The organism is Streptomyces sp. NPDC091280, assembly GCF_044768565.1.
Classification (GTDB): Bacteria; Actinomycetota; Actinomycetes; order Streptomycetales; family Streptomycetaceae; genus Streptomyces.
This window is the reverse complement of the sequence record NZ_JBIVUZ010000031.1, coordinates 1-26,233: the sequence shown is the minus strand read 5'-3', so window position 1 is coordinate 26,233 and position 26,233 is coordinate 1. Positions and strand designations below refer to the sequence as shown.

Below are 26,233 nucleotides of genomic sequence, written 5' to 3'. Positions count from 1 at the left end.
AGACCCGGTGCTCGTTCGGCGAGCAGGTCGACGACCGCACTGGTGTAGGCGTGGGCGGTGGACTCGCTGATCCCGAACCCGGCAGCGACCTTCGCGAGGGCCCTTGCCGACGTGGCCTGCGGAGGGGGATCTCCCAATCTGACGTTCCGCAATCCCCCATGGCCAGACTCGACAGATAGTCCAACATGACCGGACTGGGCACCGAACGGGACGGAGCTGCGGCCAGTCCGCGGTCGTCGATAGCGGCCGGGTGCAGGCCGCGCACCGGGTTGTTCAGTTCGGTGATCGCCTCCTTCGTCCCTGTAGGCCTGGTCGATGACCTCTTTGGCCTCGGCCGGCAGGTCGGCGAGGGTCGGCCTGGCGATCCCGAGGTTCACCGGGAGGGAGACCAGGCGCAGTTGTGCCCCGTCGTGCAGGTCTCGTTCGATCCGCCTGCGTTCAGAATTGGCGGCGCCCCGGCCCCCCGGCCTGGCTTACAGTGAGGCTCTCGACTCGGCGCGTCAGCCGTTCGATACGGCTGACGCGCCGTCAGCGGTCTCGTGACAGGGCGAGCAGTCGTGCGAAGGTTCCGCCTGCGGCGGAGAGGTCTTCGTAGGTGCCGTGTTCGGTGATCCGGCCTTCCTCCATCACGACGATCTCGTCGGCGATCCTGGTGTTTTCCAGCCTGTGTGTCACCACGATCGTGATGCGGTCCGCCGCCATGGCTTTGAGCGTCTCGAACGCCCGGTGCTCGCCTTCCGGGTCGACCTGGGAGGTCGGCTCGTCCATGATCAGCAGTTCCGGGAGGCGGTACAGGCCCCGGGCGCACGCCACGCGCTGCCACTGTCCTCCGGAGAGTTCCACGCCGCTGAAGATCTCCCGTGCGAGCAGGGTGTCGAGCTGGTCGGGCAGGTCTTCGACCGCCTCGCGCAGTCCCACCGCGTCGATCGCCTCCCACACCGGGGAGTCGCCGCCGGGGCGGGGCTGGCCGAGGTCGATGTTCTCCCGCAGCCTGAGCGGCCACTGCGCGAAGACCTGCGGTACCAGACCGGTCAGCGCCCACACGGTGTCCGGGTCCACCTCGGCGAGGTCGGTGCCGTTCCAGGTCACGGTGCCTTTGTCGGCGAGGAGGATGCCGGCGAGCAGGCGGGTCAGGGTGGTCTTGCCGGAGCCGTTGACCCCGACCAGTGCCAGGATCTGCCCGCGCTTGAGGGTCAGCGACACCCCGTCGACGGCGGGCTTGTCCTTGCCCGGGTAGCGGTAGACCGCGCCCTGGACGCGTACTTCCTCGACGGGTGCCCGCACCGTGAACTCGCCGCGGTGCGGGGCTCGTTGGTGGGCCTCGTCGAGGAAGGTGGTCATGTCGCCGAGGTAAAGGCTGGTGTGGAAGACCGCGGCGGCGCTGCGCACCAGCTGGGTCAGCGCGCCCAGGGTGGTGCGTACGGCGAAGACCGCGGTCGCGGCGATGGCTACCGCGATCTGGCCGGTGGCCGCCAGCCCGTACAGGGCTGCCCAGGTGGCCACGAGGAACAGTCCGCCGCACGCCGCCGAGACGAGGTTGATCCGCAGGATGCGGGGGGCCGCGGCGAGCGAGAGGTCGTCCGCCTGTTGGGACAGGGTGCGGTACCAGTACAGGAGGTAGCCGGACATGGAGTTGGCGCGGACCTCGTCCCCGTACTTCGGGCTGGTCGCCCACCAGCGCATCATCCCGCGGGCGTTGCGGTTGGCGATGTTCGCGTAGTGGATCTCGTAGTCCACGCGCGCGGTGAGCACCGCGCCGACGCCGGCCGGGAGCACGGCCAGCAGCAGGAACGGCAGCAGCCGCCAGTCGAGCACCGCCAGCACCCCGCACGCGGTGACCAACTGGATCAGTGAGGACATCAACTGCTGGGCGTCGGCGACCATCACATGGGTACGGATCACTCCCATCTCGGCTGCTTCCTGCCGGTCGTGGAACCCGTCCTGGCCGTAGGCGGCGGCCTCCACCCGGCACACCGAGGAGACCAGCGTCGTGTCGGCCTGTGTGGTCAGCTTCGGGGTGATCCGCCGGTCCCCGTAGGCCGAGATGGCGCTCGCGGTCCGCGACAGGGCGGCCATCACCGCGACGAAGACCAGCGCCGGCACTGCCTGGCGCAACCGTTCCTGCACCGTGCCGGTGCCGAGGAGGGAGCGCATGACTGTCGACGTGGCGGTCAGCTGACCGGCCGCGGTCACACCGGTGGTCACCTGGCAGGCCAGCAGCAGGACGACGGCCGCCCGGTCGACCGCCCACGACATGCCCGCGATCCTGGCCAGCACCGACGGGACCCGGGCGCACAGGGCGCGGAACGACACACCTTCCATGGGGTTGACCGAGTACTGCCCGGTGTACTTGATCTCCGCCGGCGCGGGCGGCGGAGCCGTCTTCTCACCGGCGTCGGCCCGGGGCCCGGGGCCCTGCGCGGGCACGGTCGGTCGCGTCACGTCATGCCTCCGGCCGCCGGTAGGGGGAGGGGGGTGTGGGCCTGCCCGGTGGTAGGACTCTCCAGGCCGTTCCCGGTGCAGGGGTGACAGTCCCGGGGCGGACGTCCGGCACCGATCCACGCGACCGGGCCAAGGGCGCCGGGATCGGCGGTGCACGGCTTGTCCCGCCACCGTCGTGCGGTGAGCACGGCCCCGATCACTGCTCCCTGTCCGGGCCCGGACTCGCCGCCTTCCAACATGGCACCGACGACCGGGACTTGGATCGGGAGCGTCTGGGACGTTGGATTGTGCCGTGCCGCCGGGGTGGGTCCGTCCTCGTGGACCAGCGGGACCATCACGGTCGCCAGGCTCAGATACACATCGCTCATGCCGTCTGCACCTCCAGCCGGGCCAGCGTCGCCCGGCCGCGCTTGACGATCTCGCGGTCCCCGTGGGGCACTCCCCAGGAGATGGCGCTCTCCGCGTCCAGCGCGGACAGGCAGCGCAGCACCCGTTCCTCCTTGCCGGTGAGCCGGCGGCCGTAGCCGGTCCAGAACGCCTCCTCCAGACCGGGATGCCCGGCCCAGGGGCCGCAGACGAGGGGGACTACGTCGGCGGCCACGGCGTGCGGGCGGGCACGCTCCAGGTCCACCGACCCGAACACGGCCTGCCCCTGGTCCGTCTCCAGTGGCCAGTTGCGGGGCTGGAAGTCTCCGTGGACGTAGCCGACGGGCAACGCTGCGACCGTGCCGAGTTCGGTGGCATGGCGCAGAACGGTCCGGCGTTGCGCGGGGCTGATCAGATCACCGGCCCGCTCCAGGTGCTTTGCGGCGCCGGCTCTGGCGAGGGTGATCTCTGCGGCGGCGTCCCGGCGGTCCTGGACGCAGAGATCGGATTCTGCGCCGTGGAAGATCCGCAGCCAGCTGCCGGCCTGCCGGTGAAGGGCGCGCTGCCCGGCCGGAGCGAGGGAGAGCGAGGTCCCCGGGCGGCCCGCGACCGGGGACAGGAGCAGTGCCCTCTGGTAGGGGTCGGCCCCGCGGAGCAAGGGGATGGTACCCGGCTGAAGCGCGGGTGCCACTTCGCGCAGGGCGCGGGTCTCCCGGCCGAAGGACGTCGGGTTCGGGGACAGCTTCACGAACGCCCGCCCGGTGGCATAAGTCAGCTCCCACACGCGGGAGTTGGGGCGGTCGTGGGAGACGTTGCGTGCGGATGGGACCGGGCCGACGATGTGCTGGGCCCATTCCCGCAGCGCGGGCGGAATCGAAGTGGTTGCGCTCATGCCCTCCACCCCGGTTCCGGGCGTGAGGTATCCGCGATGCGGGCCGGGGTGCTTTCGCACCTCGCCACGAGGGATCCAGCCGCAGCAGCCCGGACGGCTCCGGGCTGTCCAGGGAGGGGATGGGCGGTGACGAGGGTGGGGTTCATCGGGACTCCTTGGGTGTGACAGGGGCAGAGAACGCAGGTGTGCCAGCGGCGGGTGGTGCTGTCGAGGGGCCATCGGCTCGCATCACCAACAGCGCGGCCCGCAGGCCGGGTTGGGGATGACTGATGATGCCCGGGACAACGAGCCGCTCACCGCGTTCGAACACGCGTGTTTGAGCCGTGTGCCTGCCCAGCAACTCAGGGCCATGCGGATCGCGCACCCTGGCGTTGCACGGCTGCCGGGGCGCCGGCCGTGGCCGAATCGCCGACGCTGGAGACACCTGTGATACACGAGGTTTCCGGTGGGCGATCACCTTGTGCCGACGCCAGTGCGCGCGTTCCTTCCATCCGGGTTTCCGGCACACCTGCACGCCGGGGGCGGACCCGCCCCGGTGGTGGCTGCCCTGACGCAGCGGGCACCGGGGCGGGCGTCATCGGGTGCTCACCCGCTCTGGACGATCGGCGGGCTGCGGAGGATCGCTGCCGAGGGCAGCCGGTTGGGATTGCGGCTCCGGGCCGGCGCGATGTGCCGCCTCCGTCAGCCGATGGTCGATCCAGAAGACCGCCGTGGCGAAGAGAAGGCCCACGACGGGCCGGTACAGGAAGGAGAGCCCCTGAGCGAGCATGAGGCCGCCGGTGACGAGGTCGTAGACGAAGTGAGCGGCCATGAAGGGCAGGGGGCGTCCGTACTGCCGGTACAGCCAGACGCGGCCTGCGGCGAAGAGGAGCATGCCGATGGCGGGCAGGCCGAGGTAGGCGTGCAGGAGGACTTCGGGCACGCAGATGAGGGTGTAGATCTGCCACGCGGGCCGGCGTGTGGCGGTCAGCAGCGCGGTCGTGACCGCGACGAGCACGACATCCTCCACCGCCACGGTCGCCACGACCCCGATGGAGAACGTTCCGAGGTTGCCGATGCCCAGGGTGGACATCTGGCCGCCCTTCATGAGCGGCACGTCGAGCCCGCTGTAGCGGATGAGCTGGGCCAGCAGGAAAGAAGTGGCTCCGCCCGCGACACACGCGATGAGGACCAGAAACGCGATGTCCCAGTCACGCAACCGCTCGGGCGCCGTGCGGGGAAAGGCGATCCGCACGGGCACACGGTGGGCCCGGCACACTTCGAGGGCCAGCCACGCCAGGACGCACGCGCCGACGCTCTGACCGACGAGCTGTGCGAGCGCGCTGACAAAGGGCGCGGTCCCGAACATGGCCACCGATGCGCTCAGGACAGCGGCGCCCCGTTGGAGGAGGCGCTGTCGGGGTGTGACCCGGCTGAGCGGGGTCCGGGCGATGACCAGCCCCGCGAGCCAGAAGAACACGACTGCCGCGACGCCGAATCGGACCCAGAAGAGGCGGTAGCCGGCCTGCACCGACCACGTCCAGGGCAGGCCGTACAGGGAGCCGCAGGTCAGCGCTTCGCCGATCAGGGAAGAGCCGCAGGCGAGAAGCAGGAGCGCGATCACCTGCCGCATCACCCGGCCGGAGGGTGCGTCGGTCAGCGCGGCGGGCTCGGGGGCCGGGCGATCCGAAAGGTCCAGCAGCGCGAGGCGAGGCCGTCTCATTCCGGTCCTCCGTCGGTGAAGGACGCGAAGTCGCCGTCGCCGTACGCGGTGAGAGGTGCCCGCGACTGCGTGGCGGAGCTGATGCAGGCGGCTTGCTGGACCAGGACGACCAGCAGATTCAGCGCGAGGACGGTGGCACACGGTATGCGGCCCGGCCCGGTGAGACGGGTGGGAGGTAACAGGGAATCAAACACGGGGAAGCCCCCGCTCGATGCGGTGGATCCAGGGTGCGGAGTCGGTGATCTCGTTCACCGCGGGTGCCACCTGCCGAAGCATCCGGGAGATCTGTTTGGCCAGACCGGGATGACGCTGGGTGTCGTCCAGCACGATGAAACGGGTGTCCGTCACAGATAGTCCTGTCGAGTAGTGATCGGGCTGGTCTGCTGTGCTCGACGGCGGCGAAGTGCCGGTCCGCGCAGCGCAGTTGGCGGTACGGGAGTGGAGGTCAGGGAGCCGGGTCGGGCGACGGAGCGCGCGTGGTGACGTACGTTCTCCGGCCGCGGGTCTCAAGGTGCCCTTCTGCGCAGAGTTGGTTGACGGCACACCGCATCGCGATCGGCCCGACACGGAATTCGCGTGCAAGTTCCGTAGCCGCCGGAAATTGCGTGCCGGGCGGATACACGCGGTCGTGGATACGGCGGCGCAGTACGTTGGCCACCTCTTGCTTGTAATGGGGCACCGGTTGGTCGGATGCTCCGCGTACGAAGGTGAGGACGTCGCCTGGCGGCGATTCCAGGAGGCCTTCGCGGACGAGGGTCCTTCTGGCCCTCCGGACGTCGTCCATGAGGTGACCGGAGGTCGCTTTCAGGACGGAGAGCGTGGGAAACACGGACCCCAACGGGTAGGTGCCGTCGGCGATCCGCTGCCGCAGCACCTCGGCGAAGGCTTCGTGGGCACGCACGCGGTGTGTATTCCTTTCGGGGAGTTTTGTCGGGGGTGAACGTGGCAGGCCGCCCAACTCCGGCGGGTGGTACAGGTGATGGCTGTTGTCCCGGTCTGCGCCGGCACCACCCCGCGACCGGGACGGATCCGGACCGTCGGGGATGAACGTGCGGGAGTTACGGCTGATCGGGCAGTCGGTCCGCAGCCGTACGCACGGCCCTGGCGAGGTGTCGGCATGCTTCGGCGTCCTTGAGGCGGATCGCGTGCCACAGGTCCTCAAGAGAGGCCAGGAAGGCGAAGTCGTCCAGCACGCAGTTCTCCAGGTCGCTCAGGCGGCGTCCGTACCCCCGGGTGAACGCGTCCTGGAGCAGGGGCTGTTGGGTCCACAGCAGGGACGGCCGGGCGAGATCGACGACCGCGGCCATCATGTGCGGGCGTGTGAACCCGGTCAGGGCCAGGGAGCGGGTGGGCCGCTGCCACCGCCAGGCGCTGGGGCCGAACGATCCGTGGCAGAAGGCGGCCGGCAGCTCCGCCAGGACGTTGCGGAGGCCGTCGAGGCGGTGTCGGACGACTGCCCGTTGTCCGGGCAGCCACGGGGAATCGATCCGCTCCAGTATGCGGTCGATGTAGCCGATGTAGCGCAGGGTGTTCTCGGCGGCCAGGGCCTGCCGGTCGCCGGTCCCGGGCGTGCTCTCGTGCAGGGTGTGCAGCAGTTGCCCGGCCTGCTCGTGCACGGGTTCTGTCAGGTGCAGGCCCCTGGTCGGTGTGTCTTCTACGCGTTCGCCGCGTGGCTCTCGGACCAGCAGGGCCCGCAGTCCGGGGTGGAACCCGAGCAGCCGGGGCGTGAGTGCGGCCTCCAGCCGGCTGATGGCGTGCCGGTGTGCGGACACCTCGCGGTGGAGGTCGCCGTGGGTCCGGGCCACCCGCAGTTCCACGATCCCTTCCGGCGACGACATCCGCCAGCAACGGGCACCGGCTGCGTCGTTGGGCAGCGCCCACGCCTGCTGGTGTCCTATGTAGCCGCTGGCCCAGGCTGTCAGCTCCGGCGGGACTGGCAGCACGTTCCGCTGCATGCCGGGGACCGTTCCGCTCGCGCTGGGCACCTGGGCCACCGGACGGCTGCTGGCGGGGCTTCGGCGCTGGGATTCCCTCGACGGCTGCGGGGGCGTGGTGTGCAGGAGGATGCCGGTGCCCGCAGCGGTCATCCGGAACGGAGGCAGAGTGGACACGGGCCCGGGAGGGAATCGGGGCGAGACGGCGTTGCAGGCCACGGCCTCCGACACCACGGCGTGAGCGGCGAGTTGGCGCCGGTTGGCCGCGCGGAACGCGCACGCGAGCTGCGCGATGGCGGTGTGCACGTCAGCGGCGTCACACTGGAGCCGGGCTGCGATGCACGATCCGTTCAATCCGCTCACCAGCAGATCGAGGACCTTCTGATCGTCCTCGGACACAGGGGGCGCTGTCCTGGGCGCGGCGGGCAGATGGGCACGCGTGACCAGGCCGTAGACGGTGCCCAGGGCGGCGAGCTGCTCGCTGTTGTCCGCCGCGAGAACGTCGCACAGCCGCCGCCTGCGCGTGTCGATCTTGGTCGTGCTGCTGAACGTGACGTCGGATATGTCGGTGCGCCGCCGTCCTGCCGCGATCAGACGCAGGATGGTCAGATCCTCGCTCTCCAGAAGCACCGGCGCACCGGTCGTCGGTGGCGCGGCCGTGTCAGGGGCGGCGGCACGGCGGTTGAGGTTTTCGCAGATCAGGGGCATGAACTTCGCTGTCAGCGTTTCGGTGAGGTGGGACGGGTCGGCTTGATGAGGAGAAGCCGTTAGGGCAGGAAGGGGGTGACTACCTCTTGCAGGCGATGCCTCCGTAGATGTCCGTGTGGAACGCCGTGCTGCCTGGGTCGGGACGCCAGCGGGGGCAGGAGACGATCCCGGGATCGAGCACGTCGAGTCCCTCGTAGAAGGCCGCGAGCTGCATCGGGCTGCGCAGGACGTAGGGTGCGGCGCCGGTGTCGTCGTAGCCCTGCTGGGCCTTTTGGAGATCGGCGTCTTCGTCGATTCCGTCGTAGTGCACCAGGTAGCTGCCCTCGGGCAGCGCCGCCGTGAGGCGGCGGACGATGTCCCGGGCTTCGTCGTAGTCCCGCACGTGCCCGAGGATGCCCATGAGCAGCAGGGCGACGGGCTTGTCGAAGTCGAGGGTCTGGCGGGCTGCGTCGAGAATCGCTTCGGGCTCGCACACGTCCGAGTCGATGTACTCGGTCACGCCCTCGCGGCTGCTGTAGAGCAGTGTTCGGGCATGGAGAAGGACCTGCGGGTCGTTGTCGACGTAGACGATCCTGGCATCAGGGGCGATGGCCTGGGCAACTTCGTGCGTGTTCTGGGCTGTTGGCAGACCGGTGCCGATGTCCAGGAACTGACGGACCCCCTGCTCGGCGGTCAGGAAGCGCACGGCCCGGACCAGGTAGGCGCGTGACTCGCGTGCCATCACCGCGACCTGAGGGGCGATCGCGAGGTAGGCGTCGCCGGCCGCTTGGTCGACACGGAAGTGGTCCTTGCCGCCCAGCCAGTAATTCCAGATGCGTGCCGAGCTGGGGATGCTCGTGTCGAACTCGATGGGCACGGGAGTCTCCGAAGTGTCGTACGCGGGACGGGCGCGAGGGATGGGTCCCTGAGTGGCGGGTGGCGGGGGCCGGTGTGCTGCCCGCCGCCGACAGCGGACGGCACACCGGCGTCTGGGGGTTTCGCGCGTTCAGGCGGCGTGCGGCCGGGCGCTTCGGGTGGGGCCGAGGACGGCGGGGAGGCGTTCGTGGCCGTTGGAGATGAAGCTCTCCAGGTGGGCGAGCTTGCCGGGGGCGACGGCCAGGCTCAGGGAGGGAAACGTGGCGAAGAGAGCGGCGAGGGCGATGCGGCCCTCGGCGCGGGCGAGTTCGGCGCCCACGCACAGGTGTTTGCCGTGGCCGAAGGCGAGGTGGTCGCCGGTAGTGGTGCGGGTGATGTCGAAGTCGTCGGGGCGGTGGGGGTGGCTGCCCGGATCACGGCCGGCTGCTGCGTAGTTGATGACGAGGACGTCGCCCGCCGCGAAGGTGATCCCGGTGATCTCGTCGACGACCTCGCGCACGGCGAACCGCGCGGGGATGGTCGCGATGGGCGCCTGGTGGCGCAGGACCTCGTCGGTGACCTGGGCCCAGGAGATCTCGCCGCTCGTCGCGAGGGCGAGCTGCGCCGGGTGGCTGGCGAGGGCGACGATGCCGTGGTCCAGGAGGTTGACGGTCGTCTCGTGTCCCGCGCCGATCAACAGTATGAGGCTGTCGGCGAGTTCCTGCTCCGTGAGCGTGCCCTCGGTGTGCGCGGCGATCAGCCGGGAGGTGACGTCGTCGCCCGGGGTGCGGCGCTTGTGGTCGATCAGCTGGCCGATGAGGTCGTAGACGCGGGCGGGGGCGGCCTGCGCCGCCTCGGGGGAGAGGTTGGTGGCGAAGAGCAGTCCGATCGCGTCGCGGAAGGGGTCGTGCAGGTGCTCCGGGATGCCGAGCACGATGTTGGCGACCATCAGCGGCAGGCGCCAGGCGAAGCGGGCCCGCAGGTCCACGACCTCGCCCGGGCCGGAGCACTGGAGGTCGTCGAGGAGGGAGTGCGTGATGGTGTCGATCTGAGGGGTCAGCGCCCGCACCCGGCGCGGGCTGAACGCCGCGGCCAGCGGGCGCCGCAGCCGGGTGTGCTCGCGGCCGTAGGCGGTGAGGGCGTTGATGACGTCGACCCACGGCCGAAGCACCCAGGTCTCGGGTATGTCGCCGTTGATGTGGGCGGGCCAGTGCCGGCGGGCGTCCTTGGAGATGTAGGGGTGGACGAGGAGGCGGCGGATGAGGCTGGGGTCGGTGACCGACCAGGCCGGCACGTCGTCGGGGAGCAGGACGCGGGTGGCCGGGCCGAGTGCGCGCAGGGCGGCGGCCTCGCCGTGGATGTCGGTGCCGGTGGTGTCGAGGCGGTAGGGGCATCCCGTGGCGGGGGTGGGGGTGGGGGCGGTGGTCATGGCGGTCACCTTCCGTGCAGGGCGAGACGGGTTGCGTCGGGCTGGAACGAGACGGGGAGGGCGGCCGGGCCGGCCAGGAACGGCCCGGGCAGGGTGGGCACGTCGGCGGCGGCGATGGTCAGAGCCAGCTGGGGCAGACGGTCCAGGGCGCGTTCGACCGCGATCTCGCCGATGAGCCGGGCGATGCCAGGGGCCGGACAGCCGTGGGTCCCGGCGGAGAACCCGTAGTGCGCGCGGTTGCCCGTGAACGCATCGGGCGAGATGCCGGTGAACAGGGCGGGGTCGCTGTTGGCGGCGGCGTAGGAGCAGACGATCGGATATCCGGGCTGCAGGAGCACGCCCGCCACCCACTGAGGGCCGCCTCGCGCGTACAAGGGGCAGTAGTTGGCGACGGGCGGGTTCTTCCACATCACCGTGTCGAGGGCGTCGGCGACAGGGCGGACGCCGGTGTGGACGCTCCCGCCGGAGTGGGGGTCGGTGATGATGTCGAGCAGGGCGCTGCCGATGTACTCGGCTTCGGGCGGAGCAGCGGCGCCGAACAGGAGGAGCAGTGTCTGCACCATCTCCCGGTCGCCGAGCCCGCCCCGGATCAGATAAGTGATGACGTCCGGGCCGGGATGGTCGCGTTTGAGGCGGGTCAGTTCCAGGCACGCCCCTTCGAGGTCCGCGTTCGCCTGCGCGGCATCGTCGGGGCCGGCGGAGAAGAGCCGGGTCACCGCGGCGACGATGCGCTCGCCCAGAGCGGGCGGGCAGTCGAACATGCCGATCACCGTGAGCATCGGCAGCGGGCCCGCGTACTGCGCCATCAGCTCCGCGCGGCCGACCGAGGCGAAGGAGTCGAGGAGCTGGTCGGCGATCCGGGCGACGGACTCGGCGAGCGCGAAGGTGTCGACCTGGTCGAGGGCGTGGGTGATGGCGCTGCGCAGCCGGGTGTGCTCGGCTCCGTCCTTCCACAGGCAGTTGTCGCGCGGCCCCATCATCATGAGCGCCGGACTGCCGGCAGGGACCTGTCCCTGCTGGAGAGCCGCCCAGTGCGCGGGGTCTTTCGCGAACAGGGCGGGGTTGTTGCGCAAGAGATAGCTCACCGCCTCGTGCGTGACGGCCAGATACCCGTACACGCCCGGCGAGATCTCGACCGGGACGACCGGCCCCTGCGCGCGCAGGCGTGCGTAGGTGGCGTGCGGGTCGGCGCTGAAGGACGGGCCGAAGATCGGCAGCGGTCCCGCCTGCGGAGTCGGCGGGGTGGGTGCGGACACCGGGCACTGCCGTTCACCGGACGGGGGGTGGGTGGTCATCGGCTGGGCTCCGGCATCAGGGTGAGAAGGTGTTTGACGAGGTCGATCAAGGCATTCAGGGAGCTGCGGTAGTCGCGGGCGTCGCAGGTGATGACCGGCGTCGTGGGGGCCAGGCGCATCACCTCGCGCAGCCGTTTCTCGGAGGGCTGGGGGGCGCCCTCGAACCGGTTGATGGCCACCGCGTAGGGCAGGCCCAGGTCTTCGATGAGTTCGAGGATCGGGTAGGTGTCGCCCAGGCGGCGGGTGTCGGCCAGGACCAGGACGCCGAGTGCGCCCAGTGCCAGGTCCTGGAGGATGGGGAAGAAGCGGGGCTGGCCGGGCGCGCCGAAGAGGTAGAGGACGAGCTTTTTGTTCAGGTGCAGGCGGCCGAAGTCCATGGCCACGGTGGTCGTCGACTTGCCGGGCAGCTCCGTGTGGTCGATGCCGATGCCCGCCCGCGTCATCGTTTCCTCGGTCCTGACGGGCGGGATCTGGGAGACACTGCTGATCAACGTGGTCTTCCCGGCGGCAAGGTGACCGGCGACCAGGATCTTCCGGGTCACCTCGTCCCCGCGCAGGACGGGCGCGGGCTCAGAGCTTTTGCAGCCCTTCAAGGACAGCCTCCATGATCATTCGTTCGGGGTCCTCGCTCACATCGAGGGAACGCCCCTCGGTGGTGATGTGTCCGGTTTCCATGAGGTCCGCGAGCAGGATGCGGATCACGCTCACGGGCAGGTCCAGAAGGGCGCCGAGCTCGACGACCGACTGGGCGCTGCGCACGAGCAGGCCGAGGATCGCGTTCTTCTCCGGGGTGAGCTGGGCACGGCTGTACTGGGCGGAGTAGGGGGACAGGGCGATCAGGGTGACGAAGTCGAAGTGGTTGCGTGTGGCGCTGTGCCGGCCGCCGGTGACCACGTACATCCGCACCAGGGGGTCACCGCCGTGCCCCGCGGACGTCATTCCTGTCCGGCGTGCTGTCGCGCCCCGACAGCCATCGCGTCCCCCAGACGCTTGACCGTGTCGGCCATGAGATAGGAGAAGTGGGCGACCTCCACCTCGATGCCTGCGGAGGCGACGAGGAAGGAGCCGTTGCCCGCGGCGATCACGAAGAGGTATCCGTCGCGGTACTGGACCATGGTCTGCTGCCAGGGCGTGTCCTGGTCGCTGACGAACTCGGCGCAGCTGCGGCTGAGTGCCTGGAGACCGGAGGTGCTCGCCGCGATCGTGTCCGCGAGCACGTCGCCGACGTCCTTCGAAGCCGCCATCGCGAGCCCGTCGGCGGACAGCAGCACCGCGTGCCAGGCATGCGGGGTCACCAGGAGCTCGTCGAGGATCCAGCTCAGGTCCGGGCGGACGTTCGACTTCGGGAGAGCGTTCATCGCGGGGGCTCCTCGGTCGCGGGGGCTTGGGGGACGGGGGCGTGTACGGACTGGGTGGCCTGCGCGAACGCGGCCAGCGCGCTGCCGGAGTGGACGGGGGGAGGCTCCGACGGGGCCAGCTGCGGAGCCCTGTGACGGGGCCCGGCAGGGCGTGGCGGACGCACGGCCAGTCCGTCGCCCGCCACCTGGAAACCGTGCTCCGCGGCCCGGCTGCTTTCTGCGGCAGCAGATACCGCACGGTCCGGTCGGCTCTCGGCTGGACCGCTGTGGTCGGCCGGCGGTGCAGCGAGCATGGTGCGCGGCACGTGCAGCACGGCACGCACCCCGCCGTGGACCGAGTGCTCCTGGTCCAGACGCACGGTGAAGCCGTACTGCCGCACGAGCGCGCCCACCCCCAGATGCCCGAAGGCCGGCGGCGTGCGCAGCTTCGTGAGCTGGACGGGATGCTGCCCGGACAGACGGCGGGTCGCCTCGGCGCGGACCTCCGCCGTCATACCCGACCCGGCGTCGTGGATCTCGATGCTGATGCCCTGGTGGGCATCGACGAACGTCACCTCGACCGGCGTCCGCGGCGCGCTGTGCCGGGCGGCGTTGTCCAGCAGTTCCGCCACCGCCAGCACCACGGGCTCCACGAACCGGCCGGACAAGAAGTACGGGAACTCTCGGGGAACCCGCACACGGAGGAAGTCACGGATACGCGACACGCCGCCCCGGACCGCGTCCAGCAGCGGTACGTCGTCGCGCTGACGGCCCGGCCATTTCCCCGTGATCACCGCGAGGATCTGGAGGCGCCGGGCCAGCTGGCTCGCCGAATGGTCAAGCGGCTGGAGCCGCGCGAGCATCGTCTCGTCGTGCTCGGTCGCCAGCAGCTGGCTGATCGCGGTCTGAATCTCGTAGACCAGCGGTTGAAGCGAACTGGTGGTGGCCTGTACGGCGGCACGGGAAGACGCCTCGGCCCGGGTCTCAGCCGCCTTGAGCGCGGCATCGACCTGCTCCAGGACCGACCGATGGGCCAAGCCGGTCTCGGTCGCGGCCAGCTGCTGGTGCAACGTGGTCCCGGTGGGCGAGGCCGCGTTCCCCGTACCGTTCTGCCAGGCGTACACCAGCGCCGGAAGCCGGGTGTTGGCCAGATGCCGGGCCTCCTCGTCCCGCGCCGCCACCTGCCGCAAGGCGTTGGCGCGAGCACCGCGGCAACGCACCGCGACCGCGCTCGCGGCGACGAATCCGGCGGACGGCACGCAGAGCAGCACGTCCTGTATCAGGGAAGTCATCAGATCCTCACGGGCATCTGGGAGTCGGAGACGGGATGTATGACCGAGGCGTAAGGGGACGGAGCAGGGGCAAAACGGGGTGCAGCACCATCGGTGAAGTGAAGGTCCTCACGGTGCGGCCACCAGTTCCACGGCGAGCCCAGCGCAAGTGACCTACGGATCGCGGTCACATAGTGACCGTCTCGCGCGCCTGGGCGCCCCACCAGGGGAAACCGGAGGGGGAAAAAACGTCAAGGGGGAAATAGGAGAGGGAGGTTGCAGCAATGACTGGCACGGCGTCAAGGTCACGCTCATGGCATTAGACCCATTCACGGAACTGCTGCTCCAGCTCCGGAACGATGCAGGACGGACGGAGCAGAACCCGCCGGAGCGGCGCAGATCCGCGCACGACTCCGAGGTCACTGAGACGACGGGCCACCCTCGACCAGCCGAGTGGAGCCACCGCAGGCCGCCCGAGACGAGTCGGCCAACTACTCGGCCGTAGCGAACCAGAGGCTGATGAGTAGGGTCGTGGTACACGGAACTGGAGAGGTAGTCGCATGGCCAACGAGATTGTGATCGCGCAGACGACCATCGACGACGAGGATCAGGCCCAGGCGCTGGCACGGGGTGCGGTTGAGAGCAAGTTGGCAGCGGGCGTTCACATCGACGCGCCGATCACCGCCGTCTACTGGTGGAAGAACACGGTCGAGACGGCGCGGGAGTGGCGTATCTCGTATATGACAACGACAGACGTTCTCCCGCAGTTGGAGGCATGGCTCTCCGAGAAGCATCCGTATGACGTCCCTCAGTGGATCACGCTGCCTGTCACCGGCGGGTCTGAGGCGTATCTGTCGTGGGTTGTTGAGGAGACGACGCGAGGCTGAGGAACGACGTGCCGTGTGGCAGTGGCCATTATGCGAGCTTGCCGTGTACCGAAGGAGGCAATCGGTTCAGGACGCGAACTGCCGCAAGTGCAGGGCGAGTTCCCGCTCGCTGTCGGGGAGCCGTGCGGCGATTTTCGCGGCACGTTCCCTGCCCATTGTGTTGGGCTTGGTCTGTGACGCGGCCGTGAACTGGCGCGATACGTAGACGCCTTGGTCAACGTCGCCTCCGCGCAGCAAGGCGGAGGCGAGATCGCCGAGGACGACGACGCCGCCGTCCGGTAGTTCATCCCCGAGACGGTCGACCGCGGTGTCGGCCGTCTCGGTGAGTTCGGATCGCCTCAACTGCCCGTAGACGGAAAGGGCCAACGAGTCCATTCGATACGGCGTCACGAAGCGGACCCATGCCTGTTCGCTGGTGTGATCCGCGAAGTCGTAAGCGAAGCGTGCTTGGTCAAGGGCGCGCAGCGCCCCCGTCTCGTCGCCGACTGCGGCAGCTTCTTCAGCCTGCCTTCCGAGAATCCAGGCTGCGGCCGTGGCGTTGCCGTGGCCACGTACATCCTGCGAGGCCTGGCACAGGAGCTCCAGCTTCTTGTTTGGTGTAGCAGCGCCGTAGCTGGCGTAGGTGAGGGCCAAGGCTCTGAGCGGAGGATGCCCGGCCTTCTCCGCGCACTCAGTTGTCACGTCGTAGTAGGCGTCGGCTCTGTCGTACTCGCCCAGGTCCCAAGCTACCCATCCCGCAAGGGCAGCGGTTTCCCCGGCTGCGACGGTGAGAGCTCGTTCGTACTCGCCGGCGTGAGGCAGGGCCACGGTGATTGCGTCAAGGTGCGACTCAACCGTGCTCTGTAGGCGACGAGCGCTGAGATTGAGTTCCTGAACGTGCAGGTCAGCAGCCCGGTCGATGAGTGCGGCTGCGGCGGATGCGTCGATGCGGGATCCCTTGCTGAGAGCGCAGGCGAGCCGACCCCAGGGCTCGGAGACGGCGCTTACGCCGATGGCGGCGCTGCCCAGCAGGGTGCGGCGCTTCACGGCGTCCTGGTCCTCCTCTTCAGGGCCGCTCCTCTTCTTTCGTCGGGCGCGTGCGGCCTTGGCCTCCCGCAGTAGCTCTTCGAACGGGAAGCCGGAGGCGACTGCGATGTGGGCGAGTGTGCGGTTCGTGGGGACGTTCTCGAACTTCTCGTAGCGGAGGATCTCACGCCGAGTCACGGTCTCCTCGCCTGAGGCCGCGTTGATCGCCTCGGCCTGCTCCTCCTGCGTCCGTCCTGCGTCCTTCCGAAGCCTGAACATCAGTTCGGCAAACGGATCTGTCATGAGTGTGACCTCTGTTGTGGGCGGATTTCAATCATGACCTCAATCCCCTCAACCATTCCCCCCAGGACGGTTTTTCCCCCTCCGGATTCCCCTGGTGAACAGCTTCGTCGAGCGGTGCGATGAGCCCATGACCACGTGCCTGAAGCCGAGCGACCGATGCCAGCCGGTGCTGCTCCGGGGCGAGATCCCGTTAGGCGGCCATCTCTTGCCGAATCCGGTCCAGGGCATGGTCTGCGACTTCCCTGATCTCCGGCAGCCGGAACTCCGTTGTGCGCACGATACGTTGCAGTTGGTGGGGAAGCCGCTGGCGGACCGCCTCGTCGATAGCGGTGCGCAGGGACTGGGCGGCGCTGCCCGTGTCGTCGGCGGCCAGCCGTACTTGGGCCACGGTGATGAGTTCGATCACGCGCCACTGCGGGGCGACGGTAGTCGTCGGTACGGGACTGCCTTGCTCGATCAGCTGTATGGCGATGTCGGTCCTGTCGGTGGCCATCAGCCCTCTCAGACGGATCTCGTGCAGGGCGTAGGGGTTGAACAACGATGTGTGTTCGGTCTCGTCGAGGAGCCGGTTCGTCTCCCGCATCGCTGCGTCGAACAGAGGCTGGTTCCGAAGGGCGCCGGCCGCACGAGCAAGCAGCGGGAGCACGGCCGCCTTCGTCTCGTGATCGGGTGCGAGGGCAGCCGCGTGCTGGAGTCGATCAACGGCGGCTCCGTGGAGACGGGCCTTGCGAAGTTCGTTGCCGTGCATGCGCAACACATAGGAGGTGAAGGGCAGTTCGCCGAAGTAGCGGGCGATGTCGATGCTCTTCGCCGTCCAGTGGGCGGCGGTGCTCAGGCGTTCCTCCGGCAGGACATTGCCCAGAGCGACGCCAAGACCGACACGGGCTCGTGCCAAGAGGCGCAGGACATCGCGCTCTGTATGCCCATCTTCCATGCGGGCTTCGAGCCGGGCGACCAGCGGCCACAACTCGGCGACGGCTTCGGAGGCGTGTCCGGACTGGCGGGCGATCTCGGCGAGGCGGACCGTGGACTCGCCGAACTGGAGCATGGCTCGGTGATCGGTGTCGGCCGGATCGGTGACGCCCACGATGTGCGGCGGCAGATGCAGCGTCTCGGCGATGTGCCGGCGGGAGCCGATGTCTTCAAGGCTCCGTTTGCCGAGTTCGAGGAGCGAGATGTACGTCTTGTCGTAACCGAGGACCTGTCCGAGTTCGGCCTGGTTCATTCCGTGCACGGTGCGGTGGAAGCGCAGGATGGCGCCCAGGTCGCGTGTGGCGAGGATCGCCTCGGCCTGCGGGGTTGCCCAGTGCCACAAGGTGTGTTGAGGGCGTCGTGCCCTCATCGTGCCGTCCATGGCGGGTCACATCCGTGCGTACCAGGCGGCGATGGACTGCTTGTATCCGTCCGGCATGGTCAAGTGGGGCACTTCGTTGGCCGTGAACACGCCCAGCTGTTTGTGTTCGCGGCTCAGCACGGGGTCCATGTCCGGGGTGAGGACGATGCAGCCGTAGGTGACGATCACAACTCGCCGCTCCGGCATGGCCACGGGCAGAGGCTGGTAGATCCACACGTCCAGGAGCGGGCCGGCCTTCACCGCCCAGCCGGTCTCCTCCTCGATCTCCCGCTCCACAGTGAACTCCGGTGTGGCATCGGAGAGTTCGAGTCGGCCCCCGGGCAGTTCCCATTCCTCGCGTTCGTTCTTCAGCAGCAGTACGCGTCGCTGACCGTCAACGGCGACGCCTTTGACGGAGACAGGCCAGGTGGTGGGCGTGTACGCCATCACTCTCCTCGGATTGAGTGTGCGGCCGGGGGTGCTCGGAACGTAGCACGCGGCCCGTGGCGCGAGACGGGCGTGGGCGAATTGCCCGAGTCGACAATCTGTCGCTTTACCGCCGCCCCAGCGGCGTCGAACAGTGGCAACACGGCAGCACCGCTAAGGAGATCCGGGATGCGTCGAGTCCATCAGCCACACACCGATGTCTTCGTGCGCGACCGTATCGACGTCAGGGTGCCTGGAGCGGAGGAGAGAATTGCGGGCCAGCTACGGGACTCGGGTTTGGTCACTGTCGACGGACTTGCCTCGCGCACTGATGTGCTCGCCTTCGCGACCCGGATCATGAATGTGGTGCCGCACCGCGACAGTGACTCGGACGGTCTCACCACAATCCGCGACAGCCGACGCAACACGCATCGGGCCGGCTTCGCGGGGTTCAGCAACGGCCCCCTCGATCCGCACACCGAACGCTCCGGTACGCCCAATCCGCCCCGCCTGATGCTCCTGGTGTGCGGGCAAGCGGCCGCAACCGGTGGGGAATGTCTGCTCACCGACGGGCAGGCCGTGCACTTCGACCTCTTCACCGGTCACCGGCCGGCGGGAACTGCCCTGGCACAACCCCGCACCGCCTTCTTCGGTGCCGGAGACGGTCACGCCTCACAGGTGTTCACCGTCCACCCCGACCTGAGGGTTTCCGTCCGCCTTCGCTTGGACGGGCTGGCGCGCTGGAGCCCGATAGTGCAGCCGTACCTCGCGCAACTGCGGGCCGCAGCCGTGCGCCACCAGGTGCGCCTTCGCCTGGCACCCGGTCAGGGCTATCTGCTGGACAACGAGCGCTGGCTGCACGCGCGCAGTGCGTTCACCGGCGATCGGCTCTTCTGGCGAGCCCTTGGGCTGCCTCTGTTTCCCATGCCGCGGGGATTCGTTCCCGCCCGCGATTCAGTCTCCGCACCCATGCTTTCGGAGGCGGGATGATGGTGGAACGTGGCATCGCGGTTGCGACGGGTGTGATGACGTCCGGCGACTCTGTCGCCCTCAGTTCCTCATCCGAGGGCCAGGCAGTCGAGTGCTGCTTCAAGGTCGACTTCCTTCCGGCTGAGAACCGTGCCGGGCAGATGAGACAGATCACCAGAGACCGACTGAGTCAATGGAACCTGACGAAGCTGACCGACGACGCCACGCTTGCCGTCTCCGAGCTGGTTACCAACGCAGTCAAGCACGGCAAGGGACGACCGGTCGGACTCAGGGTGCGGCGTCTCACCCATGAACTTCGCATCGAAGTGACCGATGGCTCCCCGACTCCGGCGCGGCTTCGTTCGGCGGGCCCAGCCGACGAGAACGGCCGCGGTCTGCTGCTCGTCCAGGCTGTCGCGAAGGAGTGGGGCGTGAGCCGCGACGGCACGATGACGTGGTGCTCACTGGCGATCCCCAACGAGCCATTGTGACGCCCGCCTCAACCCCTTTCCCTTCATAAGGGGTTCGACCCCAAAGAGCCGTTGTGTCTCCCGGTCCGCCGTCCTGCTCCTCTCGGTGATCGGGCACGGCGAACGGAACAACGACGGCTGCACCAACCCCCTCTTCACCACCCGTTCCATCAACTTGGAGAGTGCTTTGCTCACAGCACCGGTCTTCATCAGCGTTGAGGGTGCCTACATCGCGCTGCTGCGGCTTGTAACGGAGCAGCCGGAGCACCGGATTGACGCACGCGGCAATGCCGCCCGTGAAGTGATCGGGGTCAGCTTCCGGCTGGCGGATCCCCGTCAGCGTCTGCCGTATCTGGCCGAGCGCCGGGCGAATCCGGTGTTCCAGTTCGCCGAGATCCTGTGGTACCTCGCCGCCCGCCGGGACCTGGAGATGATCGGCTACTACGCGCCGTCCATGCGGGCCGGCAGCGCCGACGGAATCCGCCTCGGCGGATCCGCCTACGGCCACACGCTGTTCAGCCCGATCCTTGGCGGCCGGTCTCAGTTCGACCAGGTCGCGGAGCTGCTGCTGAACGAGGCCGACAGTAAACGCGGTTACCTGCCCGTGTTCGCGGCGAAGGAACTGACCGACCGTGACAACCCCGACGTCGCGTGCCTGGCCGGCGTGCACCTGCTCGCGCGCGAGGGGCGACTGCACATGGTGTGCACCATGCGGGCGAACGACCTCGACTGCGGTCTGCTGTCCGACGTCTTCTCCTTCACGATGATCCACGAGTACGCGGCGATCCAACTCGGCCTGGAGCTGGGGACGTACACGCACACGATCGGGTCCGCTCACGTCAACGACAGCGACGCCGAGCGCGTCAAGCGCGTCCTTGAGGAGGCGGACTCGCGGTCGCTACCGCCGTCGTTCCCGTTCCCCGCGATGCCGCGAAGCACCAACGGGGCGACCATCGCGGACGTCCTGCACCACGAACAGGTGCTCCGGACAAACCGGCACCGCTACAGCGCCGAGCGCATTGCGGGCCTGGACCTGGATCCGTACTGGCAGCAGACCCTGCTGCTGTTCGAGCTGTACCGGCAGATCAAGCACGAGCAGACCATAGCGTTCGACCCGGATGTTCTCGCCGCGCTCGATCCCGGTCTGCGCTGGCTCGTGGAAGCCAAGTGGCCGCTCTACGCGTCGGCTTCGGGCGGCGGTTCCCGGTGAGCGGGGGCCGGCCGATGGGCGGTGGAGTAGTCGAGGGCATCGACTTCGACCGCTGGGCGGTCATCCTGTGCAAGCCCGACGCGGTGGCGCGCGGCCTGGTCGAACAGGTCCTCGGCAGGATGTCCGATGCGGGCTTCATGGTCACGGACCGTCTGGACCTGATCGCCGAGCCGTGGCAGCCGCACGTCGTCTACCGCGATCTCCTCGCCGACACCGGGCGCCGGAACCTGCCCGATCTACCGACGTGGATCGATGCCGCGTTCGCGGGCCGGCACGTCACCGTGGCCCTCGCCCACGGCGAACCCCGACTTCATGCCCGGCTGCGCCAGCTGATCGGACACACCGATCCCACCCGCGCGGTGGTCGGCACGATCCGCGGCGACCTCGCGGACGACAGCCTCATGGCGGCCAAGGCGCAGCAGCGTCTCGTCCGCAACCTCGTGCACACCAGTGATGACGCGGCCGGAGCCCGGCGGGAGTACGGGACGTGGTACCGACCGGGCCGCCGACTACAGATCGCGGACTTCGACCGGTGCTCGGTGATCCTGTGCAAGCCGGATGCCGTCGAGCGCGGCCTGGTGGACGCCGTCCTGGAGCGGATCGAGACCGCCGGATGCATGGTAGCGAGCCGACGCACTGTCGCCGTGCAGCCGTGGCAGGCCCATGTGCACTACTGGGATCTCCTCGTCGACGCGGACCATTTTCCCGACCGGGACATCCCCGCCTGCCTGGACGACGCCTACACGGGCAAGGCCGTCACGGTCGCCCTTGCCTACGGCGAGCCGGGACTCCACGACCAACTGCGCTCACTGATCGGCCACTTCGACCCGTTGCGGGCCGCGCCCGGCACGATCCGCGGAGATTTCGGCCACGACAGCCTGGAGCGCGCCCTCGCCGAGAAGCGCCTCGTGCACAACCTCGTCCACACGTCCGACGACGCGGACGCCGCGCGCCGCGACTTCGGCACCTGGTTCGGCGCCGACCACCACGGCATGCTCACCGCGCCCGCCCGCACTCCCGCTCAGCCCGCGCCCGCCGACCGCTGAACACCCCTGTCTGGAGGTCCTGATGACCGTTCCCGTCGTACCGTCCCGCCGCCTGCTTCCGCTGCTGACCGCAGAGCGGATCAGCGAGTTGAGGCCCGCGCTTGCCGAGGTGATCGAGTACCGCAAGTCCGGGCTCTCGCTCAACCACATCGTCGGCTGCCCGCTGGAGTGCGGCTACTGCGTACGCCACCTCTTCGACAACTTCGGCATGAAGACGCCGAAGCGCCTGATGACCGACGAAGCTGCCGTGGCTCTCCTTGTCGCACACCCCTACTTCCGGCCGCACCGGACCCCGATCCAGCTGTTCAACCGGGCCACCGACCCGATGCTCCCCGTCGTCAAGCCGCACCTGTTCGCCGTGCTGCGCGACCTCGACAACCGCGGTCTGACCAACCACGTCCTGGTCATCACACGTTGGCGGGTGAGCGCCGAAGACTGTGCCGTCCTCAACTCGTTCGGGATCTTGCGCCTGACCGTCCTGGTGACGCACTCCGGTATCGACGACCCGGCCATCGAGCCGGTCAACTCCACGTACGCGGCCGACAGCCTGCGCATGCTCTACGAGCACGCCGACCGCTACCGGACTGTCCTGTACTGGCGTCCGATCGTGCCGGGCCTCAACGACTCCGACGAGCACCTGGAACGGGCCCGCGAACTGTCCCTGCACGCGCACGCAACGGTGTTCACGGGGCTGTTCTTCCGTCAAGAGATCAAGGAGTACTACGAGGCGCACGGCCTGCCGACGCCGTACGACGGGACGGCGCGGCGAAAGATCATGCCGGAGCTGGCCGAACAGCGGATCATGCAGGCGTACGCGTCCCGGAACGAGCCCGGCGGCGCCCCCTGGGGGACCCTGTTCGCCAAGACGAGCTGTGGTGTCGCCTACGCACACGGTGAGGCTGACTACAACGGCCACTTCGGAATCGAAGAATTGTGCCGCATATGCCCACCCGAGCAGATCGCTTTGTGCAAGGGGGCATGGGTCAGGCCGGATCCGGCGGAAGTCACCCGGCAGGCGCGCGCCCTCGGCGCGATCGGCGACGTTGAGATCAACGAGCGTGCCATCGTCGTGGAGGGACTGGACGAGCCGCCCCGCTACTTCCTTCAGCACGGGTTCGGCTACCAGTGCCACGACCGCGCCAAGCCCCATCTTCACCGCCAGCACGGCCGGGCCCCCATCGGCTGGGAGGCGGAGAACGGAACCACCACGCCATGAACTTCACCTCCTGGCCCACGCTGCTCGTCGTCGACGTGGAAGGCAACGGAACCACTCCGCCCGACCTCGTAGAGATTGCCGCCCTGCCCGTCCGCTCCGGGGTTTTGGACAGCGCGACCGCCGGAGCATGGCTGATCCGACCCGAGCGGCCCGTCACAGCGCGTGCGGCCGACATCCACGGGCTGACCAACCAGGTCCTCGCCGACCAACCCGTGTGGGGCCAACTCGCCGACGAGGTAGGCGAGTTCCTCGCCCAGGACTGGATCTGCGCCCACAACGCCCATGTCGACTACCGGGAGCTGCAACGCCACCTCCCCGGATGGAAGCCGACCGGGGTCATCGACACCCTGCGCCTGGCCAGGGCGACCCACAAGGACCTGCCGTCCTACACCCTCGATGCCCTGATCAAGCACCTGGCACCGGACCTGTCACGGGCTCCGCGCGTCGGACGGCACCGGGCGACCTTCGACGCCTACGCCACGGCACAACTCCTGATCGCCATGGCCGGCCACTACGAGACCTGGGACCAGCTGATCGCCGCTGCCGTGCCGCCCGGCCTGCCCGGCGCACCCCAACCAGAAGAGGACCCCACCCTGTGGTGACCACCCACCAGCCCATCCGTATCGGCGTGCTCGGCACCCACTCCACCGGCAAGACCACGCTCCTGAAGCGCATAGAGATGGAACTGCGCGCCGAAGGGATCACCGTGGGACGCACCGGCCGGCTGGGCAAACGAGCCGCCGCGGCCGGTCTGCCCAAGATGCAGCACCACACCGCCCGGTCCACCGAGTGGATCATCACGCAAGGCGTTGCCGACGAGATCGCCGCCGTCGCCCAGGGTGCCGAAGTCGTCCTTCTGGACCGGGCCGCCCACGACGCACTCGCCTACTTCCACGCCGCGCTGGAATACCGCGGCGAGAGCGCTGCCCGCACGGAACGCGAGCGCCTCTTGACCCTGGCCACCACCCAACTCCCCAAGTACCACATGCTGTTGGCGACGGTCCTCGACGAGAGCGTGACCGTCGACTCCCGCCACGACTACGACCCCCGCTACCGGCGCCTCGTCGACCACCACGTGCACCAGCTCCTCGACCGCGACGACATCCCCCACCTCCGGGTGACCAGCGACCCCGACAGCCAGGCCCACATCGTCGACGAAGCCGTCCGCAGCTGTATGACGGAGGCCCTTGTATGACCACCGCGCTGCCCGGGGGCACGATCACGATCGCCGGGAAAACCGTCTCCCGGCTCGGCTTCGGAACGATGCGCCTGACCGGCCCCGGCACCTGGGGCGAGCCCGCAGACCGCGAGACCGCGCTCAGCGTCCTGCGCCAGGCCGTCCATACCTACGGCATCAGCCACATCGACACCGCCGACGCCTACGGCCCTCACACCGCTGAACAGTTGATCCGCGACGCGCTCTACCCGTACCCCGAGCATGTACTGATCGCCACCAAGATCGGCCTGGTGCGCCCCGGACCAGGACAGTGGATACCCCTCGGCAACCCCTACTACCTGAGGGCTTGCGTGGAAGCCAGCCTGCGCCGACTGCGCGTCGAGCGGCTGGAGCTGTGCTACCTGCACCGCATCGACCCCGAGGTGGCCCTCGACGACCAGGTCGCCGTCCTGAAGGCACTCCAGGACGAGGGCAAGATCGGGCACATCGGCCTGTCGAAGGTGACCCCCGAAGTCATCCGCCTGGCGGGCAAGACCCTGACCGTCGCCGCGGTGCAGAACGTCTTCAACACCACCGACCGCTTCGACGACGTGATGGAGGTGTGCGGCCAACTCGGCATCCCGTACGTCGCCTACCGCTCACTCGACGCCGGCGTCCTCGCCCGAACGAACGGGCCCGCCGCACCTCTGCAATGGCTCCTCGACCACGGCAGCCACATCGCGCCCATCCCCAGTACTAGCCAGCCGCGCCACCTCGCGGAGATCGTGGCAGCGGCGCATCTTGGCTCGCGGTGACAGCCCCCACCGCCGCGATACCCGTACGGCACAGAGCTGAGTACACGAACTGGCGGCCCCCGGTCGTCGGTGCCGCGCTCCTGGTGCCGGTCGGCGCGGACCGCCTCGTTGTCGCCGACCTGCGCGGCATGTTGATGCTGCCCATCGGCAACGTCTGCGTGGGGCAGTCTCCAAGGGAAGCGGCTCAGTGGGTCTTGCGCTCCCGCCACGGTCGTCTGGCCCTTCGCCAAGTCGTCGTGGACGAGACCCAATTGTATCGACGGAAGGTCGTCACTCACGTGCTGGCCTCCCCGCCGATGACATGGGCCGCCGTCGACGGGCTGGCCTACCGCGACTCCCGAGCCCAAATGCGGGTCATGCCCACAGCACAGTTCATCGACGAGGCTTGGCCCAAGGTCCGGCTGAGAACTCTCGTCGCTTTGCAAGCACTCGCCACAGGTGCGACAGCCTGGATTGAAGGCGGTGTAGTACGGGCCGGAATCCCTGAAGAGTCCACGCTGTGGTTCTCTCGACGCTGCGAACACCGAACGGGTTGCCGGGCAGACGGACCGTAAATGCCGGTGACGCTCGATTGCCGCAACAGGCTGATCGCCCGTGGAACCCTCTGTTTCGGGTGACGGGGTTCTGCCTTGGGAAGATCCAGTCAGCGGGCGTCAGCGCAGGTCGTGTCGAGCGCTGTTTGACTGCAGGAAGCATCGCATCTGGTCGAAGGATCAACTGTCTTTTTTTGGTAACTCCATTGGATGTCTACGCCAGTTGGAGGGAAGAGGGGCATCTATCCGTAGTCGGAGGGACTGGCGGAGGTTGTGCTAGTCCACTAGGTCGACGCCGACACCCGCCTGGTCGTCGGGGTTGGCTGGCCCTTGCCCGGGAATCGGCACGACTCCAGAAGTTGGGAAGAGTCCGGAGCCGAGGCGGCCGTCGGTACCAACATGACGATCGCCGATGGTGGCTACCAGGGGACCGGCCTGGTCATCCCGCACCGACGCGACAGGGGGAGTGGCCTGGCGGCCTGGAAGCAGGAACGGAGAGCTTGAAGATCTTGCATGACTGCCGCCTCAAGGGTGACGGCGTCCACCTTGACGTGCTCGGCTTAGGGCTTGCCGGGAAACAAGTCGTGGCTTCCGGCTGCCGGACTCGTTGTTCTGGTATGGGGAGACCGGAGGGGATCGAGGCCGTCCTGGCAG

At 68.7% G+C, this 26,233-nt stretch carries 27 protein-coding genes and 3 pseudogenes; 10 read left to right on the top strand and 20 right to left on the bottom strand.

The genetic code is table 11. The features are described 5' to 3' along the window. From ACIQPR_RS48435 to ACIQPR_RS48355, 17 genes and pseudogenes are all read right to left on the bottom strand, one after another. Positions 1-98: pseudogene (locus tag ACIQPR_RS48435) on the bottom strand (transposase family protein); the annotation flags it as partial. Between the two features lie 83 nt (positions 99-181). After that, a pseudogene (locus ACIQPR_RS48430) lies at positions 182-519 on the bottom strand (histidine kinase); the annotation flags it as partial. A 9-nt stretch (positions 520-528) separates the two neighbouring features. Beyond that, entirely contained in the window at positions 529-2,322 is a 1,794-nt protein-coding gene (locus ACIQPR_RS48425; RefSeq protein WP_403664031.1) for an ATP-binding cassette domain-containing protein, read from the bottom strand. A gap of 116 nt (positions 2,323-2,438) precedes the next feature. Continuing rightward, complete coding sequence (locus tag ACIQPR_RS48420; protein WP_403664028.1) at positions 2,439-2,810, bottom strand: NUDIX hydrolase; 372 nt, start codon at positions 2,808-2,810, stop codon at positions 2,439-2,441. Continuing rightward, the gene (locus tag ACIQPR_RS48415; protein ID WP_403664025.1) at positions 2,807-3,700 is read right to left on the bottom strand and encodes a phosphotransferase; all 894 of its coding nucleotides are present in this window, start codon (positions 3,698-3,700) and stop codon (positions 2,807-2,809) included. The genes ACIQPR_RS48420 and ACIQPR_RS48415 overlap by 4 nt, the downstream gene beginning before the upstream one ends. A 574-nt stretch (positions 3,701-4,274) precedes the next feature. Continuing rightward, positions 4,275-5,402: a hypothetical protein gene (locus ACIQPR_RS48410; RefSeq protein WP_403664022.1), complete on the bottom strand. Its 1,128-nt coding sequence runs from the start codon at positions 5,400-5,402 to the stop codon at positions 4,275-4,277. Continuing rightward, on the bottom strand, positions 5,399-5,596 hold the full coding sequence (locus ACIQPR_RS48405) for a hypothetical protein (RefSeq protein ID WP_403664019.1): 198 nt from the start codon (positions 5,594-5,596) through the stop codon (positions 5,399-5,401). Before ACIQPR_RS48405 ends, ACIQPR_RS48410 begins: the two co-directional genes overlap by 4 nt. Beyond that, complete coding sequence (locus ACIQPR_RS48400) at positions 5,589-5,750, bottom strand: hypothetical protein (protein ID WP_403664016.1); 162 nt, start codon at positions 5,748-5,750, stop codon at positions 5,589-5,591. Before ACIQPR_RS48400 ends, ACIQPR_RS48405 begins: the two co-directional genes overlap by 8 nt. Before the next feature lie 97 nt (positions 5,751-5,847). Next, positions 5,848-6,303, bottom strand: coding sequence for a GntR family transcriptional regulator (locus ACIQPR_RS48395; RefSeq protein ID WP_403664013.1), 456 nt, complete (start codon positions 6,301-6,303; stop codon positions 5,848-5,850). A gap of 157 nt (positions 6,304-6,460) precedes the next feature. Then, positions 6,461-8,044, bottom strand: a complete 1,584-nt coding sequence (locus ACIQPR_RS48390) for a hypothetical protein (RefSeq protein WP_403664010.1) — start codon at positions 8,042-8,044, stop codon at positions 6,461-6,463. Between the two features lie 79 nt (positions 8,045-8,123). Beyond that, entirely contained in the window at positions 8,124-8,900 is a 777-nt protein-coding gene (locus ACIQPR_RS48385; protein WP_403664007.1) for an SAM-dependent methyltransferase, read from the bottom strand. Positions 8,901-9,029: 129 nt separating this feature from the next. Continuing rightward, positions 9,030-10,307 carry a cytochrome P450 gene (locus ACIQPR_RS48380; protein ID WP_403664004.1) on the bottom strand — a complete coding sequence of 426 codons (1,278 nt, stop codon included), beginning with the start codon at positions 10,305-10,307 and terminating at the stop codon, positions 9,030-9,032. Positions 10,308-10,312: 5 nt separating this feature from the next. Further along, entirely contained in the window at positions 10,313-11,602 is a 1,290-nt protein-coding gene (locus tag ACIQPR_RS48375; RefSeq protein WP_403664001.1) for a cytochrome P450, read from the bottom strand. Beyond that, a complete protein-coding gene (locus tag ACIQPR_RS48370) occupies positions 11,599-12,195 on the bottom strand; it encodes a GTP-binding protein (RefSeq protein WP_403663998.1) in 597 nt (198 codons plus the stop codon). The genes ACIQPR_RS48375 and ACIQPR_RS48370 overlap by 4 nt, the downstream gene beginning before the upstream one ends. After that, complete coding sequence (locus tag ACIQPR_RS48365; RefSeq protein ID WP_403663995.1) at positions 12,173-12,541, bottom strand: DUF742 domain-containing protein; 369 nt, start codon at positions 12,539-12,541, stop codon at positions 12,173-12,175. The genes ACIQPR_RS48370 and ACIQPR_RS48365 overlap by 23 nt, the downstream gene beginning before the upstream one ends. After that, positions 12,538-12,960, bottom strand: a complete 423-nt coding sequence (locus ACIQPR_RS48360) for a roadblock/LC7 domain-containing protein (RefSeq protein ID WP_403663993.1) — start codon at positions 12,958-12,960, stop codon at positions 12,538-12,540. Before ACIQPR_RS48360 ends, ACIQPR_RS48365 begins: the two co-directional genes overlap by 4 nt. Beyond that, positions 12,957-14,231 carry an ATP-binding protein gene (locus ACIQPR_RS48355; RefSeq protein WP_403663990.1) on the bottom strand — a complete coding sequence of 425 codons (1,275 nt, stop codon included), beginning with the start codon at positions 14,229-14,231 and terminating at the stop codon, positions 12,957-12,959. The genes ACIQPR_RS48360 and ACIQPR_RS48355 overlap by 4 nt, the downstream gene beginning before the upstream one ends. A gap of 539 nt (positions 14,232-14,770) precedes the next feature. On the opposite strand from ACIQPR_RS48355, the gene cutA reads away from it, so the two are divergent. Then, entirely contained in the window at positions 14,771-15,097 is a 327-nt protein-coding gene (cutA, locus tag ACIQPR_RS48350) for a divalent-cation tolerance protein CutA (protein WP_403663987.1), read from the top strand. 66 nt (positions 15,098-15,163) lie between these two features. Here cutA and ACIQPR_RS48345 read toward each other — a convergent pair whose 3' ends face one another. From ACIQPR_RS48345 to ACIQPR_RS48335, 3 genes are all read right to left on the bottom strand, one after another. Then, complete coding sequence (locus ACIQPR_RS48345) at positions 15,164-16,405, bottom strand: helix-turn-helix transcriptional regulator (RefSeq protein ID WP_403663985.1); 1,242 nt, start codon at positions 16,403-16,405, stop codon at positions 15,164-15,166. A gap of 190 nt (positions 16,406-16,595) precedes the next feature. Then, a complete protein-coding gene (locus tag ACIQPR_RS48340; protein ID WP_403663982.1) occupies positions 16,596-17,747 on the bottom strand; it encodes a helix-turn-helix domain-containing protein in 1,152 nt (383 codons plus the stop codon). An 18-nt stretch (positions 17,748-17,765) separates the two neighbouring features. Continuing rightward, positions 17,766-18,185, bottom strand: a complete 420-nt coding sequence (locus ACIQPR_RS48335; protein WP_403663979.1) for an NUDIX domain-containing protein — start codon at positions 18,183-18,185, stop codon at positions 17,766-17,768. A 168-nt stretch (positions 18,186-18,353) separates the two neighbouring features. Between ACIQPR_RS48335 and ACIQPR_RS48330 the strand changes: the two genes are divergently transcribed. The 9 genes and pseudogenes from ACIQPR_RS48330 to ACIQPR_RS48290 form a co-directional block, all read left to right on the top strand. After that, entirely contained in the window at positions 18,354-19,154 is an 801-nt protein-coding gene (locus ACIQPR_RS48330; protein WP_403663976.1) for a TauD/TfdA family dioxygenase, read from the top strand. Next, positions 19,151-19,624 (top strand): ATP-binding protein, encoded by a 474-nt coding sequence (locus ACIQPR_RS48325; protein ID WP_403663973.1) that lies wholly within the window; start codon positions 19,151-19,153, stop codon positions 19,622-19,624. The genes ACIQPR_RS48330 and ACIQPR_RS48325 overlap by 4 nt, the downstream gene beginning before the upstream one ends. 166 nt (positions 19,625-19,790) lie before the next feature. Further along, a complete protein-coding gene (locus tag ACIQPR_RS48320) occupies positions 19,791-20,813 on the top strand; it encodes a thymidylate synthase (protein ID WP_403663971.1) in 1,023 nt (340 codons plus the stop codon). A 14-nt stretch (positions 20,814-20,827) separates the two neighbouring features. Beyond that, positions 20,828-21,859, top strand: a complete 1,032-nt coding sequence (locus ACIQPR_RS48315) for a nucleoside-diphosphate kinase (protein ID WP_403663968.1) — start codon at positions 20,828-20,830, stop codon at positions 21,857-21,859. A 22-nt stretch (positions 21,860-21,881) separates the two neighbouring features. Beyond that, positions 21,882-23,075, top strand: coding sequence for a radical SAM protein (locus ACIQPR_RS48310; protein ID WP_403663966.1), 1,194 nt, complete (start codon positions 21,882-21,884; stop codon positions 23,073-23,075). Next, a complete protein-coding gene (locus ACIQPR_RS48305) occupies positions 23,072-23,677 on the top strand; it encodes an exonuclease domain-containing protein (protein WP_403663964.1) in 606 nt (201 codons plus the stop codon). The genes ACIQPR_RS48310 and ACIQPR_RS48305 overlap by 4 nt, the downstream gene beginning before the upstream one ends. Then, positions 23,674-24,270 carry an AAA family ATPase gene (locus ACIQPR_RS48300; RefSeq protein WP_403663962.1) on the top strand — a complete coding sequence of 199 codons (597 nt, stop codon included), beginning with the start codon at positions 23,674-23,676 and terminating at the stop codon, positions 24,268-24,270. The genes ACIQPR_RS48305 and ACIQPR_RS48300 overlap by 4 nt, the downstream gene beginning before the upstream one ends. Further along, complete coding sequence (locus ACIQPR_RS48295; protein WP_403663960.1) at positions 24,267-25,046, top strand: aldo/keto reductase; 780 nt, start codon at positions 24,267-24,269, stop codon at positions 25,044-25,046. Before ACIQPR_RS48300 ends, ACIQPR_RS48295 begins: the two co-directional genes overlap by 4 nt. A gap of 821 nt (positions 25,047-25,867) precedes the next feature. Beyond that, positions 25,868-26,142: pseudogene (locus ACIQPR_RS48290) on the top strand (IS5/IS1182 family transposase); the annotation flags it as partial. Between the last annotated feature and the right edge of the window lie 91 nt (positions 26,143-26,233).